At 48.7% G+C, this 17601-nt stretch carries 18 protein-coding genes; 8 read left to right on the top strand and 10 right to left on the bottom strand.

Translation table 11 applies throughout. The features are described 5' to 3' along the window. Positions 1-27: 27 nt before the first annotated feature. Entirely contained in the window at positions 28-1251 is a 1224-nt protein-coding gene (locus tag BWK47_RS16295; RefSeq protein WP_162329469.1) for an ABC transporter permease, read from the bottom strand. Between the two features lie 138 nt (positions 1252-1389). Between BWK47_RS16295 and recA the strand changes: the two genes are divergently transcribed. Next, positions 1390-2454, top strand: coding sequence for a recombinase RecA (gene recA, locus BWK47_RS16290; RefSeq protein ID WP_162329468.1), 1065 nt, complete (start codon positions 1390-1392; stop codon positions 2452-2454). Positions 2455-2702: 248 nt separating this feature from the next. On the opposite strand, the gene BWK47_RS16285 is transcribed toward recA, so the two are convergent. Both BWK47_RS16285 and BWK47_RS16280 read right to left on the bottom strand, forming a co-directional pair. Beyond that, positions 2703-3944: a cyclic nucleotide-binding domain-containing protein gene (locus BWK47_RS16285; RefSeq protein ID WP_237269702.1), complete on the bottom strand. Its 1242-nt coding sequence runs from the start codon at positions 3942-3944 to the stop codon at positions 2703-2705. Between the two features lie 149 nt (positions 3945-4093). Beyond that, positions 4094-5569, bottom strand: coding sequence for a family 10 glycosylhydrolase (locus BWK47_RS16280; protein ID WP_162329728.1), 1476 nt, complete (start codon positions 5567-5569; stop codon positions 4094-4096). Between the two features lie 346 nt (positions 5570-5915). On the opposite strand from BWK47_RS16280, the gene BWK47_RS16275 reads away from it, so the two are divergent. Both BWK47_RS16275 and arcC read left to right on the top strand, forming a co-directional pair. Further along, positions 5916-7289, top strand: coding sequence for a cyclic 2,3-diphosphoglycerate synthase (locus BWK47_RS16275; protein ID WP_237269701.1), 1374 nt, complete (start codon positions 5916-5918; stop codon positions 7287-7289). Next, positions 7276-8202, top strand: a complete 927-nt coding sequence (arcC, locus tag BWK47_RS16270) for a carbamate kinase (RefSeq protein WP_162329465.1) — start codon at positions 7276-7278, stop codon at positions 8200-8202. The genes BWK47_RS16275 and arcC overlap by 14 nt, the downstream gene beginning before the upstream one ends. On the opposite strand, the gene BWK47_RS16265 is transcribed toward arcC, so the two are convergent. After that, complete coding sequence (locus BWK47_RS16265) at positions 8199-9266, bottom strand: ribonucleotide-diphosphate reductase subunit beta (protein WP_010874332.1); 1068 nt, start codon at positions 9264-9266, stop codon at positions 8199-8201. The two genes, arcC and BWK47_RS16265, sit on opposite strands and share 4 nt — an antisense overlap. 206 nt (positions 9267-9472) lie before the next feature. Here BWK47_RS16265 and BWK47_RS16260 point away from each other — a divergent pair, with 206 nt between their 5' ends. The 3 genes from BWK47_RS16260 to BWK47_RS16250 all read left to right on the top strand — a co-directional run bounded on the left by BWK47_RS16260 (position 9473) and on the right by BWK47_RS16250 (position 12083). Beyond that, the gene (locus BWK47_RS16260) at positions 9473-10288 is read left to right on the top strand and encodes an ABC transporter permease (protein WP_162329464.1); all 816 of its coding nucleotides are present in this window, start codon (positions 9473-9475) and stop codon (positions 10286-10288) included. 12 nt (positions 10289-10300) lie between these two features. Then, positions 10301-11065, top strand: coding sequence for an ABC transporter ATP-binding protein (locus tag BWK47_RS16255; RefSeq protein WP_162329463.1), 765 nt, complete (start codon positions 10301-10303; stop codon positions 11063-11065). A gap of 85 nt (positions 11066-11150) precedes the next feature. Then, positions 11151-12083, top strand: coding sequence for an NAD-dependent epimerase/dehydratase family protein (locus BWK47_RS16250; RefSeq protein WP_162329462.1), 933 nt, complete (start codon positions 11151-11153; stop codon positions 12081-12083). A gap of 84 nt (positions 12084-12167) precedes the next feature. Here the strand turns inward: BWK47_RS16250 and BWK47_RS16245 are convergent, their stop codons facing one another. The 3 genes from BWK47_RS16245 to BWK47_RS16235 form a co-directional block, all read right to left on the bottom strand. After that, the gene (locus tag BWK47_RS16245) at positions 12168-12884 is read right to left on the bottom strand and encodes an LmeA family phospholipid-binding protein (RefSeq protein ID WP_162329461.1); all 717 of its coding nucleotides are present in this window, start codon (positions 12882-12884) and stop codon (positions 12168-12170) included. A gap of 87 nt (positions 12885-12971) precedes the next feature. Further along, the gene (locus BWK47_RS16240; protein ID WP_162329460.1) at positions 12972-13526 is read right to left on the bottom strand and encodes a cofactor assembly of complex C subunit B; all 555 of its coding nucleotides are present in this window, start codon (positions 13524-13526) and stop codon (positions 12972-12974) included. Positions 13527-13555: 29 nt separating this feature from the next. Further along, on the bottom strand, positions 13556-13912 hold the full coding sequence (locus BWK47_RS16235) for a hypothetical protein (protein ID WP_237269700.1): 357 nt from the start codon (positions 13910-13912) through the stop codon (positions 13556-13558). Between the two features lie 231 nt (positions 13913-14143). Here BWK47_RS16235 and BWK47_RS16230 point away from each other — a divergent pair, with 231 nt between their 5' ends. Together BWK47_RS16230 and purK are read left to right on the top strand one after the other, a co-directional pair. Then, complete coding sequence (locus BWK47_RS16230) at positions 14144-14653, top strand: pentapeptide repeat-containing protein (RefSeq protein ID WP_162329458.1); 510 nt, start codon at positions 14144-14146, stop codon at positions 14651-14653. Between the two features lie 75 nt (positions 14654-14728). Then, positions 14729-15913: a 5-(carboxyamino)imidazole ribonucleotide synthase gene (purK, locus tag BWK47_RS16225; RefSeq protein ID WP_162329457.1), complete on the top strand. Its 1185-nt coding sequence runs from the start codon at positions 14729-14731 to the stop codon at positions 15911-15913. Positions 15914-15960: 47 nt separating this feature from the next. On the opposite strand, the gene BWK47_RS16220 is transcribed toward purK, so the two are convergent. The 3 genes from BWK47_RS16220 to BWK47_RS16210 form a co-directional block, all read right to left on the bottom strand. Continuing rightward, positions 15961-16293, bottom strand: a complete 333-nt coding sequence (locus tag BWK47_RS16220) for a hypothetical protein (RefSeq protein ID WP_162329456.1) — start codon at positions 16291-16293, stop codon at positions 15961-15963. Positions 16294-16434: 141 nt separating this feature from the next. Further along, on the bottom strand, positions 16435-17127 hold the full coding sequence (locus tag BWK47_RS16215; RefSeq protein WP_237269699.1) for an HAD family hydrolase: 693 nt from the start codon (positions 17125-17127) through the stop codon (positions 16435-16437). Positions 17128-17223: 96 nt separating this feature from the next. Further along, positions 17224-17565 carry a hypothetical protein gene (locus BWK47_RS16210; protein WP_162329454.1) on the bottom strand — a complete coding sequence of 114 codons (342 nt, stop codon included), beginning with the start codon at positions 17563-17565 and terminating at the stop codon, positions 17224-17226. Positions 17566-17601 lie beyond the last annotated feature (36 nt).

Raw genomic sequence — 17601 nt, 5'->3', positions numbered from 1 at the left:
ATAGCCAGAGACGACTAATCGGTTCTCCTAAGCATTACGCAGGGCGACAATGGGGTCTAATTTAGCTGCTTGACGGGCGGGAACAACACCAAAAAATAGACCAATACTGCCAGAAATGGTGAGAGAAACCACCACGGCGACAGGGGAGATAACTGTAATCAGAGGGGAGAGGGCACCAACGATCGCCACAATGGCCATGCCCAAGACGACGCCAATTACCCCACCACTGGCGGAAACGATCACTGCCTCAATGAGAAACTGACTGAGGATGTCCTGTTCTCCGGCTCCGAGGGCCTTGCGCAGGCCAATTTCCTGGGTACGTTCTGTTACGGACACCAACATAATGTTCATCACGCCAATGCCCCCCACAATCAGGGAAATACCGGCGATCGCCGCCAGGAGAATGGTCAGCCCCCCGGTGATAGTGTTGACAATATCTAGCATTTGTTTGGCAGAACTAACGCCAAAGTCATCCTCCCCATTTTTGATATTGTGGCGTAGACGCAGGAGATTTTCCATTTGGAAAGTGGCCGCCCCCACCGAGTCACTATCCTTAGCCTTCACATTGATCCAACTCAATTCAATGCCGTAGGGGGAAGTCCGCCCCACCAGTTGGGCCACCATGGTGTCTAGGGGAATAAAAATAAATTCATCTTGATTACTGCCCAAGGAAGACCCCTTAGTTTCCATCACACCGATGACTTCAAAAGTAATATTGTTGATGCGGATATTCTGACCGAGGGGGGTTTGGGTTTGATAGAGGCGATCGGCAATTTCACTGCCCAGCACGGCCACCCGGCGATGACGTTCCAGGTCCAAAATGTTGAGAAAGCGTCCCTGGGCCACGGAAAAATTACGGATGGCGGGATATTCGGGGGTAGTGCCCACCACAGTGGCATTGGTGTTGAGGTTCCGATGGGACACCAGTAACCTCCGGTTAATTTCGGGGGCCACCCCGGCCACACTGGGCACCTGACCGGCGATCGCCTCGGCGTCACTCAAAACCAAAGTTTTCGGTAAATTGAAACTAGCCCGACGGTTACGTTGGGAACCGGGCAACACAAACAACACATTGGGGCCTAAATCTTCCAATTGGGAAGTGGCCAACTCCTGGGCTCCCTGGCCAATGCCCAACATGGCCACCACGGACGCATTGCCAATGACAATGCCCAACATGGTCAAACTACTGCGGAGCTTATTGGCCAGCAACATACTAGTGGCCATTTTCAAACTTTCCCGAAATTCAATCACCGTTACCTCGGCTCTAGGATCTTCAGCTAGTTTATTTTATCCATTCGCTCAATTTGACCGCCCCTGGCCCTAGGATTAAGTTAAAATTTTCTCCCGAGCATCTAAGATAGAATCTCCTTCTGCAATCCCCATACATCCATGGCCAGCACCAACATTTCCGACCGTGAAAAAGCCCTCAATGCCGCTCTAGCCCAGATTGAGCGGAGCTTCGGGAAGGGAGCGATTATGCGCTTGGGAGATGCCACCCAAATGCGGGTTGAAACCATTTCCACTGGGGCTCTAACTTTGGATTTGGCCCTGGGGGGCGGTTTGCCCAAGGGTCGGATTGTGGAAATTTACGGCCCGGAAAGTTCCGGGAAGACCACCTTGGCCCTCCATGCGGTGGCAGCCACCCAACAGGCGGGGGGAGTCGCGGCCTTTGTCGATGCAGAACACGCCCTCGACCCCGTTTATTCCAAAGCCCTGGGGGTGGACATTGATAATTTATTGGTGGCCCAACCAGATAACGGCGAATCAGCCTTGGAAATTGTTGACCAGTTGGTGCGTTCCACTGCGGTGGATATCATTGTGGTGGATTCCGTGGCGGCCCTAGTGCCCCGGGCGGAAATTGAAGGGGAAATGGGGGATACTTCGGTGGGTTCCCAAGCTCGCTTGATGAGTAAAGCCATGCGGAAAATTGCTGGTAACATCGGGCGATCGGGTTGTTTGGTAATTTTCCTCAACCAGTTGCGGCAAAAAATTGGTGTGACCTACGGTAGTCCCGAAGTAACCACCGGGGGTAATGCCCTGAAATTCTACGCCTCCGTGCGTTTAGATATTCGCCGCATTCAAACCCTGAAAAAGGGCACTGAAGGGGAATACGGTATCCGAGCCAAAGTGAAAGTGGCCAAAAACAAAGTGGCTCCCCCCTTCCGCATTGCCGAATTTGACATCATTTTCGGCCAGGGGATTTCCCGCATGGGGTGCACCATTGACCTGGCGGAAAAATGCGAAGTCATCACCCGCAAAGGAGCTTGGTATAGCTATAACGGCGAAAACATTGCCCAGGGTCGGGATAATGCCATGAAATATTTAGAGGAAAATCCTGAAATCGCCGCTACCATCGACCAACAGGTGCGGGAAAAATTATCTTTAGTTAATGCGGTTTTCCCGGTGGAAACAGAGGATGTAGCGGAAGAGCAGGGGGAAGATGGGGATTTTTAGGAGCTAATCCGATCATTTACCTAAAAGCCTCTGCTTTTGGTCGTGGCTTATGTCAAGTGGTCGGGAATTTCCCGGTTTTAGAAAGTGTTTGAAAAGTACACTAGGTATTTATCCCCCTAAATGTCCTCACTAAAGCTCCGGCTTAAAAAGGAGGACTTTTGTGACGGTTCTCCCCTTCTTAGGGGGGCTAGGGGGGATTAAACAGCCAAAACTCAACTTTCCAAACAGGCTCTTAGACGTGGGTATAGTCAAAAATGGGAGGCGGAAATCAAAAACCCGGCTAAAAAACCAATAATGGTGGCGTAGGCCACGGAACTGCCTCCTAATTCGTAGGCTTCTGGCATCATGGTGCTGGCCAACATAGCCAAAATTCCTCCCCCGGCGATCGCCTGAGCCATGGCCACTAATAAAAGAGTGCCACCTTGGCCAATGGAGTAACCCACCATGGCGATCAGACCACTGGCCACCACCGCCCCAAACCAGAGAGTTAAAATTCTTCGGTTGGAAATGCCGGCCTGTTTCATGCCAAAGGAACTGGAAAGGGCTTCGGGAAAATTGGAAATAAATACAGCAAACAGAAACGCTCCACCCCAGGGGGTGACATTGGTGTTCATGCCGATAACCATAGCCTCCGGGATGTTATCAAACAGCGTGCCCACCAGGATGGCCATGGGAGCAGAGCTTTGGGCTAATTTGGCCAACATCTGGCGATCGCCTTCTACCAGTGGTTCCAACACCGAAACCTTATCTTCGGGAGGGACAATTGCCTCAAAGTCCGTGGCTGACTGTAAACGGCGGGCGAGTTTGCGGCTCAGGGCCAAGGCTAGATGGGGAGATTGACTGAGAATATTGGCAAAGTTTTCCTTATCCAACTGATACAGTTCCATCGGAGTGACGGCTACCACCGTAGCGGACCGGGGTTCTCCTGTTAGTAAAGACATTTCCCCAAAAATATCGCCCGATGTGAGCCGATTAACCCAGGTTGTGCCCTTATACACATCCGCTTCCCCGCCACCGATAAAGTAAAAATAATCCCCCTGGTCCCCTTCCCGACAAAGTACTTCTCTGGGGTAGGCATGGTGAGGAGTGAGCAGACCAGCAAGTTGATGCCTTTCCTGCTCTGGCAGAGCATTCATCACTTCACTGTGGGCTAAATAATCTACCAACTCATGGGATTCCAGCATTTTATGTTCCACCACATAGCGACGGCTAACGGCGGGTTTACGTAAAAATCCCCCTTGTTCATCAATGTATTTACTCAAGCTAATAAACAGGATTCCCCCCAGTAAAAAGCCCCCTACCAGAACCAAAACTCCGGCACTGCGGTAAACAGCACTGGCAATTTCCAAGGCGATCGCCGCCATCAAAGTGCCACTACCAAAGGCCATCACTGCGGCTAAAAATTTTCTTCCCGGTTGCCAAGCCACAGCAATTAAAGCCCCCAGGGCCATGCTAGAAGCACCCAAAATCCCCTGAAGGAAGGCGGTCAAAGCAAAGTTTTCCACCGTTTTAAGCAAATTTATGATTATTGGACTAATCTTTCCCAGTTCCATTAACTGCCAGAGGGTGGGCTAGCGGCAAGGGGAATCAGTTGTTTAGGGGGTAAGCCGTTGAATAATGTTGAAAAAATATTAACTATTTAGTACCAATCCACGGGAATGGAGTCGTCCAAAACTGGTTCCGGTGGAAAACCGCCTGGTTCCTGGGGCACTGGAGTCGGTGGCGGTGTATTTGGGGGGAAAGGATCATTCTGCGGCAAAACAGGATTATTGTTAGGGGCAGAACTGGTGGGCATTTCAACGGGAATGGGAATGCCTTGGAGTGGTGGAGCCGGATTAGGGTTAGGGGCTGCGGGATTATTAACGGGAGGGGGAGATGGGGGCGGAGTAATTGGGGGAGGCGGGGCAATTCTGACTAAACTACGGGGGGCTGGGAAAGGAAATAGACGGCGAAAGGATTGAATGCGATCATCTTTTCCTTCCGGTGCAATGTCCCAGAGGGTTTGGTAATAAAAAAAGGAAACTCCCATTCCCTGGGCTCGGGATGCATAGACCTTATCATTCACTAGGGGCATGGGCACTTGCTTAGTGGGTAATCCGGTTAAGATTCCAACGGCGGTGGGAATTAGGGTTTTAGCTTCCCTAAACTCCGCCCGCTGGATCGGCTCAGTAAAAGTGGGTAGGGATGTGCGATAAACCTGAACTATCACTTCATCAACAATGCCTTTGCGGATCCAATCCAACCAATCCTGCAAAAAAGTGTTGTAAGCGAGATTGTAGGTGGCAGGGGAAACGGATACGAGAATGTTCGGTTTAGCAGCTTTGATGCGGGCATTTAACTGCACCATGAATGCGGTAATTTTATCGGCTCGCCAGCGAATCCAGGCCGGATCTTTCGGATTGCTGGGGGGAGTTTTTTTTGTTTCCTGTTGATATAAAGAAATGGTGTAATTGTCGTAGCCAAATTCGTTGGGCAGGGCGGTGTGATCGTCGAACTGAACCCCGTCCAAATCGTATTTATTAACTGCGTCCATGACTAGTTGCGTAATAAAAGCCTGGACTTGAGGGTGAAAAGGATTCATCCACATCACTTCTCCGGCAGCGCTCACAGAAGTTTTAGTGCCGTCCCGCTTTTGGGTAAACCACCAGGGATGGCGCTTAACCAGTTCCGACATCGGGGGAGCCTTAAAGCCAAATTCAAACCAGGGCAAAACCAACATGTTGCGCCGATGGGCCTTATCGATAATGTCTGCTAACACATCCTGACCTTGATCTCCCCTGGGGCTAAAGGGTTGTAAGCCTTCCCTTTTGGCAAATTCACTTTCGTAGAGAACATAACCGGAGTTCCAGACTACGGGGTAGATGGTATTGAAATTCAGATCCGCCAGGAGGTTAATGGATTCAGTGGTGCGGTTCTGGTCTAAAAAATGAACGGTGTCATTATTGGTGATCCAAACTCCACGGATTTCTGGAAAGGCATTTTGGGCTTGGACTTGGTTGAATAAGGGAAAGGGATGGACGATCGCCAAACTGATTAATAAACCTAGAACAAGATTGTAGAGGAATGGCTTTTTGCAATACTGCCAGATTTGGGCAAAGATTGTGGCGATCGCCATGGTGCAATGATTCGGGGAGTAAGTGAGGAAAAGTGGATTAATAAGCAAAGTTTAAATTTGCCATATCCTAGCGGTTTTTCTCCGTCAAAATGGGCAATTTTTTGGCCGAACCAGGATTGGGGAGAAGCTTCCCAGGCAAAGTATTGTAACAAAGGTTCTGGGAATAATCCCGTTGCTGTTTATGATAAAAGGTAGAAAAGCAACCGGGGATCAATGCAAAGCAAGGGAAAAAATACCCTGGTTAATCATATTTCGAGCTGGTGTTTAAGGTTGAAAATTTGATTGAACGGACGTTGCCCTGTAGGAAGTGGTGACGGCGTGGCCCATTGTCCGGAGGGAAGGGGTTATGGTTACAAACAGAATTACTGGCAACCGTCGGCGGGTGGTGATTTTAGGGGCTGCCGGGCGGGATTTTCACAATTTCAATCAGGTTTATCGAGATAATCCCCGGTATGAAGTGGTGGCCTTCACTGCGACCCAGATTGTGGGCATTGCCGATCGCTGTTATCCGCCGAGTTTAGCGGGGGAACTTTATCCCCACGGTATTCCCATCATTGAAGAAGGGCAGTTGGAAAATTTTTGCCGGGAACATCGGGTTGATCAAATTGTGTTTGCCTACAGCGATGTGTCCCACCACCAGGTCATGCATCTCGCTTCCCGCAGTTTGGCGATCGGAGCAGATTTTGTCCTACTGGGGCCAAATCAAACCATGATTAAAGCCACAGTACCCGTCATCGCAGTGTCGGCAGTACGTACTGGCTGTGGCAAATCCCAGGTGAGCCGCTGGCTGTCCCAACGGTTACGGCAACTCGGTTTGAGGGTTTGCGCCATTCGCCATCCCATGCCCTACGGTAATTTGCAAAAACAGGCGGTGCAACGATTTGCCAAGTTGGAGGATTTGGATCAAGCGGACTGTACGGTGGAGGAAAGGGAAGAGTACGAACCCCATATTCTGGCTGGCCATGTGGTCTATGCCGGGGTAGATTATGGCCTAATTGTGGAAAAAGCTTCTTTAGAAAGTGATGTCATTCTCTGGGACGGGGGGAATAATGATTTTCCCTTTGTGCAACCGGATTTACACATTGTCCTTGTGGATCCCCTACGGCCGGGGGACGAAAGCCGTTACCATCCAGGGGAAGCGGTGCTTAGGATGGCAGACATTGTCCTCATTCCCAAAACCGATGTGGCCACGGCGGCCCAAATCACCCAGGTGCGGAACTCCATCGCCCAGTTAAACCCCAGTGCTCGAATTATCCAAGGGCGATCGCCGTTGCGATTAGAGCCACCTTTGGATCTGCGGGGTAAACGGGTGATTGTGGTGGAGGATGGCCCCACTACTACCCACGGGGGCATGGACTACGGTGCCGGTTACCAGGCAGTGAAGGAAATTGAGAACATTACAATAGTCGATCCTCGACCCTACGCTGTGCCGGAAATTGCCGCTGTTTATGCTAAATTTCCCCATTTAACGAAAATTTTGCCCGCGATGGGTTATTTTCCCGTCCAATTACAAGCTTTAGCCGATACCCTCAATGCCGCTGAAGTTGACGTGGTGGTATCGGGTACCCCCAGTGATCTTGGCCGATTAATCCCATTGAATAAACCATTGGTGCGGGTTTTTTATGATTACGCCGAGGCGAAAGAACCGGGATTAGGTACGGCTTTGGATTTGTTTTTAGCCCGTCGGGGGCTAGGGAGCAAAACCGGTGAAATCTCCTAACCAAAACACCAGACCCATTGTCATTGCCCTGGGGGGAAATGCCTTACTGCAAAGGGGTCAACCTCCAGAAGCGGAAATTCAAAAGGCTAATATCCACATCGCCGCCCTGGCGATCGCCAAAGTTGCCCGGCATTATCCCGTCGTTGTCACCCATGGCAACGGCCCCCAAGTGGGGTTACTGGCCCTGCAGGGGGAGCGCGAAAAATCCTGTAAGCCCTATCCCTTGGACGTGTTGGGGGCAGAAACGGAAGGCATGATCGGTTACCTGTTGGAGCAGGAATTACGCAATCAACTACCTGGGCGGGATGTGGTCACCCTATTGACCCAAATTGTGGTCGATCGCCAGGACCCAGCTTTTTTGCAACCCACCAAACCCATTGGCCCGGTTTATACCCTGGAACAAGCTCAACAGTTGGCCCAGGAAAGGGGTTGGGCGATCGCCGCCGATGGCCAAGGTTACCGTCGGGTGGTGGCTTCCCCAGAACCGCAAAGGATTATTGAGCTACCCACTATTCAATTGTTGGTGAACAGCGGCGCATTAGTGGTTTGTGCTGGGGGTGGAGGCATTCCCGTGATGATTAACGAAGTCGGGGGATTGCAGGGGGTAGAAGCAGTAATCGATAAGGACCTGGCCGCCGCTCTCTTAGGGGAAAAACTCCAAGCCCAAGGTTTACTACTCCTCACCGACGTTGATGGTGTATATGAAAACTGGGGCACTGACTACGCCCACCGTTTTGAGCAAACCACCTCAAAAAATCTGCGCCGTTACCGATTTGCAGAGGGTTCCATGGGGCCAAAAGTAGAAGCGGCCTGTCGCTTTGTAGAAACTACTGGACAATGGTGTGGCATTGGTAAACTTGACCAAGCTTTAGACATTATTGACAGGAAAACAGGGACAGTGGTGATGCCCTAAATTTCATCCCAACCAGATACCCCAGAAGACATCACATAACTGGTCACCGTTGCCTCAAAGAAATTCGCCTTAGTGTGAGCCTCTTTTTTCGTGTCGGAAAAACGCTCCAAGTGGGTGTAGGGACTTTTCCCGTAGCGAGCATCAGTGTAAAGGGGATCTAAACCGATCGCCCGCAGACGACTATTAGCAAGATACTTGGTGTACTGTTCCGTACTAGATTCCGTAATACCGAGAATATTATTGCCCACAATGTGGTTAGTCCAGCGACATTCAAACTCCACCGCCTTATCAAACATTTCATAAATCTGATCCGTGGAGTGGGTGAAGACCTGCATGGCTTCGGGAATTAACTTTTGGTATAGCCGCACGTGACTCAACTCATCCCGGTTGATCATCTTAAAAATGTCCGCAGAACCCGGCATCAACATACGAGAAGCAAGGTTATAGAAGTAAATAAAACCGTTGTAAAAATATAATCCTTCCAGCAAATAGTCCGCCATCAAGGCAATAAAATAATTCTCCTGGGTGGGATGATCGACATATTTTTGGTAGAGCATGGCAATGTACTCGCACCGTTCCTTTAACACCCGGTCTGTGCGCCAAAATTCGTACACCTTATCCCGCTTTTCCGTGGGAATAATCGTCTCGATCATGTACTGGTAGCTTTGGTTGTGCATACCCTCCTGGGAAATTTGCTCGGCCATACACAGGCTAATTTCTGGCGCGGTAACGCTACTTTTTAAATGGGGAATGTTACAGGTTTGAACAGAATCTAGAAAAGTTAAATAGGACAAAATACCGTCAAAGGCATAACGCTCTTCGTTGGTTAAATTCCAGTAATCGGTGACATCCTGGGTAATATCTAAGCGCTGGGGAATCCAAAAGTTCTCCCGCATTTGTTGGTACAATCCCACTGCCCAGTTATAGCGGACATCATTCAACTGCATCAAGTTGGTGGTGTTGCCAAACCAAATGGTGCGGTTCTCGACGGAATCGTTGCCAGTGGGGTTAAAAATGGGGGTCACAGGCATGGGCGCTGTGGGATTAACGGTGCTGACAACCATGGAATTTGGGCAGTAAGGAAAATTGTGAACCGCCCTATTCTAACCCAGTTTCTTTGGGCAGTCTTGATCAACCAAAAGTAATTTAGGTGGACTACTAAAGCCCCTCCTACATAGTTTTCTTGTTCTTGTCATCTCGACAAAGGTCACACAACTCTATACAATTCTTGTTTAGCTCGGCGCCGCCCCGCAATCTTTTAGAATTTTTTATGGCTCTTTCGCTACCGACAAGGGTGAACTGGTCCCCGATTCAGCGCTACTTGGAACTTTTACAGATATTAGTGGAGCGCAACCTGAAAGGCCGTTACCGGGGTTCCTTTTTGGGGGTTTACTGGTCGTTGCTAAACCCTTTGATTATGACAGGGATTTATGCGGCTATTTTCGGAGCGGCCTTTGCCTCCTTCTATGGGTCTGCCCTGAACTATGTGCTGGCGGCCTTTACGGGGCTATTGGTGATTAACTTTTTTTCCGCTTCCACTAGCCAAGCTTTATCGAGCGTGGTGGCCAGTGGGGGGCTTATGAACAAAATCAAGCTTCCCATCAGTGTCTTTCCCCTCTCCATGATTATTGCCAACGTGTTCCAATTTGTGGTGGGGCCATTACCCCTATTGGCGATCGTCACCATTTATAAGTCTTGGGAATCTGGCTGGTGGTTTGTTAACGCCATTTCTCTTTTCTTTCCTTTGTTGGCTCTGAGCCTAGTGTGCACCGGGGTAGGCTTTTTTGTCAGTGCCCTTTACGTATTTTTCCGGGATTTGCCCTACTTCTATGAGCTAGTAACCTTCATGCTCTGGATCGGTTCTCCCATTTTCTATCCATCCGAAATTGTGCCGGAACAAGTGCGCCGCTTTTTGGTCATCAACCCCCTGTTACCGATCATTGACAGTATTCGTCAAATTTCCCTGTCGGGGGATTTGCCCGAGTCTGGTTTGATTGTTCATGGACTATTAAATGGTTTAATTTTATTGGCCCTGGGTTGGTTGTGCTTTCGCTCCTGGCAAAAGAATTTCATGGATCTGTTGTAAAGCTAATTTTAGATGTCTGAAGTTATTCGTCTTGATAAAGTTTCTTTGTACCGTCGAACCCAGGAGGAATTTTCCTACGACCTGAAGCGTACCGTACTATCTTTCATTGAGGGTAAGTATCGTAAGCCCTCCCGTAAGCTAATCCTAGACAATATAGATTTTACGGTGGTGATGGGGGAGAAAGTTGGCATTATTGGTTCCAATGGTTCGGGGAAATCCACCCTGCTCAAGGTAATTTGCGGTATTTTGGAACCCTCTGCTGGGAGTTTGCGGGTGAGGGGGGAAATAGCACCATTGATCGAGCTGGGGGCTGGCTTTGACCCGGATTTGTGTGTGCGGGATAATATTATTCTCTACGGTGTGATGTTGGGATTTTCCCGCCAGGAAATGTTGGAGCGGGTGGATTCTATCCTGGATTTTGCTGAGTTACAAACGTTGGGGGATATGCCAGTGAAGTCCCTTTCTTCGGGGATGTCAGCCCGATTGGGTTTTGCCATTGCCACCGATGTGGAACCGGATATTCTAATTTTGGATGAAGTTTTATCTGTGGGGGATGAAAGTTTTAAGCATAAGTCCCAGGCCCGCATGGACAAGTTGTGGGGCCATAACACCACTATCCTCGTGGTTTCCCATAGCCTGGGCTTTATCCAAGATGCTTGTCCTACCACCATCTGGTTAGACCGAGGAGTAGTGCGTTATATGGGTAAAACCTCCGAGGCGATCGGGCAATACCTGGAGGAAGTGAAACGCCATGATGCCCTCACCATTCCCCAATAATTCTGGCAAGTTGCCCTTTTTTTGCTTTACTGGGAACGGATATTTTTTGCTCAACAATAGTTAAAGAGAACATGGAGGAGTGATTGTGAAAATTTTGATTACCGGTGGCGGTGGCTACATTGGTTCTGTCCTGACCCCCACTTTGTTGGCGGCGGGTTATGAGGTAACGGTGATAGACAACTTCATGTTCCAGCAAAATAGCTTGGCGGAATGCTGTCAGTATGAAACTTTTAACGTTATCCGGGGGGATTGCCGCAAGGAAGACCTGATTAAAGAACAGCTAAAAACCGCCGATGTCATAATTCCCCTGGCGGCCCTGGTGGGAGCTCCCCTGTGCAGTCGCGATCAAATTGGCACTAAAACCACTAACCAGACGGCGGTGGAAATGATCTGTCAACTAGCCAGCCCCCAACAGCGGATTTTGATGCCAGTTACCAATAGTGGCTATGGCATTGGGGAAAAGGGTAAATTTTGTACCGAAGAAAGTCCCCTGCGACCTATTTCCCTCTATGGAGTAACTAAGGTGGAAGCGGAAAAAGCGGTGTTAGACCGGGATAACAGTATGACTTTTCGCCTGGCTACAGTATTTGGTATGGCTCCCCGGATGCGGGTGGATTTGTTGGTCAATGACTTTGTCTACCGTGCTTTTTATGACCGGGCAGTGGTGATTTTTGAAGGTCATTTCAAACGTAATTACATCCACATTCGGGACGTTGCCAAAGTTTTCCTCCATGGCTTGGAAAATTTTGAATCCATGAAGGGTAAGCCCTATAACGTTGGCTTAGAAGATGCCAATTTGTCTAAACTAGAACTTTGTGCAGAAATCCGTAAATATCTGCCCAATTTTGTGTATCTAGAAGCTCCCATCGGTGAAGATCCAGATAAGCGAGATTATATCGTTTCCAACCAAAGAATTTTGAGCACTGGTTTTACTCCTGACTGGTCCTTGGGACGAGGTATTCAGGAGCTAATCAAGGGATATACCATTCTGAGAAACAGCGTTTATTCCAACGTGTAATAACGTGTTTGAAAGGTTCCATAGCCCCCCATGTTTGGGGAATTCAGGGGGCAAATGACAATTTCAGCAACGGACTGTCAATGTTCAAGGGCGGATTAATACCCGGCCAAGGCAAAAAAGTTCGCCGTTATTGAGATCTAGGGATTCAAGATCCACATCTTCCCCTAGATCAACGGTTAGACTGACTAGATTTTGGTTGGCGATCGCCGGTAATCCTATTAGGGTAATGTCTTCCAAATGTAAGGTTTTGGGGCTGGCCAACTGTAACCGGGCCTGAACTAACAGATCATGGCTTTGCCCCTGGGAGTCTTGCACTTCACCCTTGAGTTGAAAAGATTGATGCTCTAAGGCGATCGCCTGCCAATGGAAAGTGTAATTCTTCAACTTGCCCTGGGGATTTTCCACTCCCTGTTCTGCCAACAAAGCTACTAATAGTTCCTCAAAAGCACTGGCAAGTAAATCAGAAGCTAGGGATGCTTGCAGATGGCTTTGGGAAATTTGTAACTCTCCGCTAACCCGAATTGGCTCCAATAGTTTTAGGGGTTTGCCTTTGATTACCTGGCCAATGTTAATGCGGATATTTTCTCCCCGCAGTAACACCCGTCCTAGTTGTAGACCTTGGTAAATGGCCCTGTCACTACTAAGGGCAACCCTAGGCACATAGCCCCGTAAAATTTGTCGGTCTTTGCCATCAATTTCCAGTTCGAAACTCTCCACTGTTTCCACCTGGGAGCGGAGCCAGAGCCTCAGGGCAGGGGCTAAAATTTTACCAATCAAATTACTGTCAACGGCTAAGCCCATGGGTTTGCAATTTAGTTGTTATCAAGCAAAGTTAAATGAAAAGATAATCAGGTAATATTAGGCAAATCTCCGAAAATATCGCTGATGCTAATGGGAACTGCCCCCTTGCCAATCCAAAGGAAATTGAGCTTGCAGTTCCCGCAACTCGTCCCGATGGGCGGTGATAGTTAGGGGATATTGTCCCGGATGGGAAGGTTGATCCGGATCTCCTACTTCCAGCGTGATCGCTTCTACCCTGGCCGCTTTTTGCCAATAGAAAGTTCCCGCCAAGGGAGCTAACCATAATAGAAAGAAAAATAGAAAACCTCGTTGGGGCCAAAACACGGCCAACACCAAGGCTAAACAGAGCAGTCCTAGGGCCGCTAACAAACTCAAAAACACTGCTAGAAAAGGGCTAGCTTGTACGTTACCTTCAAAGGCGATCGCCTGTTGGACCGGGTCAATGTTGGTAATGCGGTAGGCTCGGTTATTGAAATAGGTTTTGATTTCATCCAATATGCCTGCTTCGGGGTTATCGATCCAAGCCCGGATTTTTTGGGTCCGATCTTTAACTGAAGAACGAATGAAAAATATCAAGCCAATTAGGGAAAAAATAGTAAAAAATAGGGTGGAGCCGAGAACAGGTAAATCCATAACATCCATAACAAAATTGTGGTAAACCTTCTCGTTAACTAGAAAACATCTAAATCAATGGCCGCAGATCCACCGCTTTTTAATTGTTTTAGTAAGCTATCTAATTGTCGCCACACCAATGCTGCAATAAAAATGGTAATGGGCAAAGAAATGGCGTAGGAAATCCAACCATTGCCTAGAAAAATTTGCACTCCAGAAGCTAGGAATACACAAACCCCTACACAAATACCCATGAAAGGTAGTTGTAAATCCAGGTCGGCCAATGTGCTGGCGGGAGTATTTAACCAAAGCTTCACTTTCTGTTTCAAGGTGGCTTCAAAGGCCGCGCCACAGGTAATCCCAACAAAAAGCCCTACCGCAATTAAAAAATAGGGAGGCTGGGGCAAATAGTACATATTTAATGAAAGAAGATAAAAGACATCCCTGATCATAGCAAGGTCAGACTTAATTTACCCGGACAAATCTTTGGTTGAATAAGTTACTTCCGGAGTCGATTACCAATTCTTGCCGCCGAGGAAATCAGTGGAACATAACCTCTCCCTGCCATTGGGGGTATGCCCGCGTCTTGATTACTGATAATCTAGTTGGTGTCTATGCCACCTTGAATTCAGGTCATCGCTTCCCCAATGCTGAAAGTGTTTCGTCAGTCCTTCCTTGTTGTGCTCACCGTGGCTTGTTTGATTTGGTCTGCCCCGGCGATCGCCGCTAGTTCTTCTTCCGTAACCGGGGGAGCTTCAGCTTTTGAAAATATGGTGTTGGCGGAAACGGATTTTCGGGACCAAGACCTGCTCACCGCCCAGTTCACCAATGTGGATTTGACCAGCAGTATTTTTGAAGCGATGGATTTGCGGGGATCAGTGTTTAATGGCGCTAACCTCACCGATGCCAACTTGAAGGGGGCGGATTTGACCAATGGTTTGACCTATTTGACCAGTTTCAATGGGGCTAATTTGGAAAACGCCATTTTAGCCGAAGCGATCATGCTCCGGACTTCTTTTAAAAATGCCAAAATCCAAGGGGCTGATTTTAGTCTCGCTGTGTTGGACACGGAACAGATAGCAGCTCTTTGTAAAGTGGCGGATGGGGTGAATCCCAAAACTGGCATCAGTACGAGGGAATCTTTAGGTTGTTCCTAGGATGTTCAGCGAAATTTCGGACGTAAACGTAAACTTGTAAACTTCGCCATTGATTAGGCGGTAGTCTGTAGCTCAATGGAAACAAAATTAACCACAGTGGGGGTAATTGGTGGTGGACAGTTGGCCTGGATGATGGCCCAGGAATCCCCCCGATTGGGATTAAAACTAGCAGTGCAAACCCCTGGGGAAAGTGATCCGGCCGTGGCATTGGCGGACAAAGTGGTATTGGCGGCGATCGCCGATGGGGAAGGAACTAGGGAGTTAGCAGAGCACTGTGGGGTAATCACCTTTGAAAATGAATTTGTCGATCTGCCCAGCCTGGAAAAGTTAGCCCAACAAGGAATTACTTTTCATCCCCGCCTCGATGCCCTCGCTCCTTTGTTGGATAAATGGGAACAACGCCACTTTTTACAAAACCTCGGTTTACCCGTACCGGATTTTTGGGCTTTGGAATCGTTGCCCGCCCAATTGCCCGATTTTCCTTGGGTGTTAAAGGCCCGCCGCCATGGTTATGATGGCCAAGGAACCCAAATTATTAATTCCCCAGCGGATTTACCGGATTTGAGTAAAGCCCTCCCCGGTAGTTGGATGGTGGAGAGTTTTGTCCCCTACGAGAGGGAATTGGCTGTTCTAGGGGCCCGTAATGCCAAAGGAGAAATGGAAATTTACCCAGTGGTGGAAACCAAGCAAATTGACCAGGTTTGCCGTTGGGTGGTAGCCCCTGCCCCCATTGATGCCGCCATTGCCGCCACGGCCCAGGATTACTGCCGTCGCATTCTCAACCATTTAGATTACGTGGGTATTTTGGCGATCGAGTTTTTTCTATTACCAGCATCTACCCAAACCCCTACCCCAGAGCAAAGGTTACTGGTAAACGAGTTGGCCCCCCGCACCCATAACTCTGGCCATTTCAGCTTAGACGCTTGCCACACTTCCCAATTTGCTTTGCAACTGCAGGCGGTAACTGGGCAAACATTGGGTTCATCGGCTTTGTGTTGCGGCCAAGCGGTGATGGTGAATTTATTGGGCTATGAAGTATCCGCAGGAGATTATCAGCAACAGTTGGATAAACTAGCCGCTCTGCCCCGTAGCCACGTCCATTGGTACGGCAAAGGAGACTGTCGTCCCGGTCGGAAGCTGGGCCATGTGACTTTGTTAAACCCCGATGTTGAATCGGAACCTTCCACTGCCTGGGCTGAAGATTTGGTGAAACAGGTAGAAAATATTTGGTATCCCAATTTAAGTGGGAGAAAAACCTAAGAAACTATAAATTGGCTGCGGTTTAGAGAACTACACTGCAAAAATGGCTAGAATCTGCCAACACCCAAGCGTAGTTGGGAGCTTTCTAGTAACTGCTGTTCCTCCATTTCCGTTAGTTGTCCTTCAAATTGGTCGGAACGAATTTCGTAGGGACTATAGTCTCCCTCGGCATCGATATCCCCTTCTCCCCCCACGCCTCCCAGCCAAAGGGCACTATCCTTGGGCAAAATACCGGCCAAATCCGCCGCACTGCCTTCCGATTGGGGCAAGGGATTAAGATTTTCTTCGGTCATCATTTGGGCTTGGACTGGCCACACTGAACCAACGGCGATCGCCATTAGTCCTAGGGTTATGGTAATTTTTCGTGCGACGGTAATCATATTTTGCTCCTAGGATCTCAACTCGGTGCTTTGGTGTTATTGATTTTCACTCCCCACCAGGGCCTTAGTCAGTCCCTAGCATTTAGTATGGACGATTTGCCAACTGGATTTCCAGTAGTTGGCACAAAACTTATTCAACCCCTATTCCACCCCGTGGTGTTGGTAAAACAAATTCACTGCTTCAGCTAAATTGTCCACAATAAAATCCGGTTGATAACGTTCCAATTGTTCCCGGTTACGAATGCCAGACAAAACAGCGATCGCCGGCATATTGCCCCGCTGGGCCGCCAAAATATCCGCTTCGGTGTCCCCCACCATCCACACACTATCCACTGGAGGTAATTCCGCTAGGGCCCGTTCCATCAACAGGGGTTTGTCGTTAGTGTCGCCGGTTTTCACATAACCATCCTCTAAGCAATAACGGCGATCGATGGGGAAAAAATGGTTGAAATGATTGCGGTCCAGGGCTTCCTGCAGTTCGCTTTCCCGCCGCATGGTCATTAGCACCAGATCAATGCCTCGGTCTTTGATGTCCTGTAATATTTCCTCCACTCCAGCCAGGGGCTGGTCATAGGGTAAATAGGGCTGGCTATGGACGGTGCGATTGCGGATGGCGACAAATTCTTCCGTTTGCTCCTTAGTTAAACCAGAGTCCAGACCAATTTGTTCCTTGGGCACCTTACTCCGTTTCCTTTGCCAAAATTCTGCTTTACTCAATACATTAAGATTTTGTCCAGGCAATTTAACCTGCTCAAGACAGTACTGATAGACCTGATAGTACCGCTCAGAAACATCCATAATCGGTCCATCACAGTCGGTAATCAGTCTCAGCATGGAGTTTTGGGAAAAATTTACACTCCAAATTTTAACGGTAATTTGCGCCGCTGTCCGAAGTCTATCTGTATTTAAGTACCCCCGAACCATGAAAAACTAGGTGAACTTATCTGTGTTCAGAGAGTCGAGCTTGTCTTTTGTTTGATTCCGTTTTTTCTTCCACCACAGACCACCGGCCATAAACAGAGTGGCTCCCACTACGGGCAAAGCATCACTTTCAAAGGGAACTGGTACTGCTTGAGCAACTGCGTAATTAAAAGCAATAAATGAACTTGTCGTTGCGGATAAAAGGCCACCACCGTTGATACCAGCAGCGACAAAGGATACGTTGGCATCTTCCTGCCAGGCAAAAAAGGGTCCGACTGAATCATTACCAGGTAACCCTCCATTGGGAAGAGGAGCAATAGTCCACAAAGCAGTAGCAAAACTTTCGGCCAACGCCTTGTTTCCCCATCAGGGCATTTCATTTACACT

It is taken from the genome of Synechocystis sp. CACIAM 05, assembly GCF_010222815.1.
GTDB lineage: Bacteria > Cyanobacteriota > Cyanobacteriia > Cyanobacteriales > Microcystaceae > Synechocystis.
The sequence above is the reverse complement of the archived record's forward strand: the minus strand, read 5'-3'. Positions and strand labels throughout refer to the sequence as shown.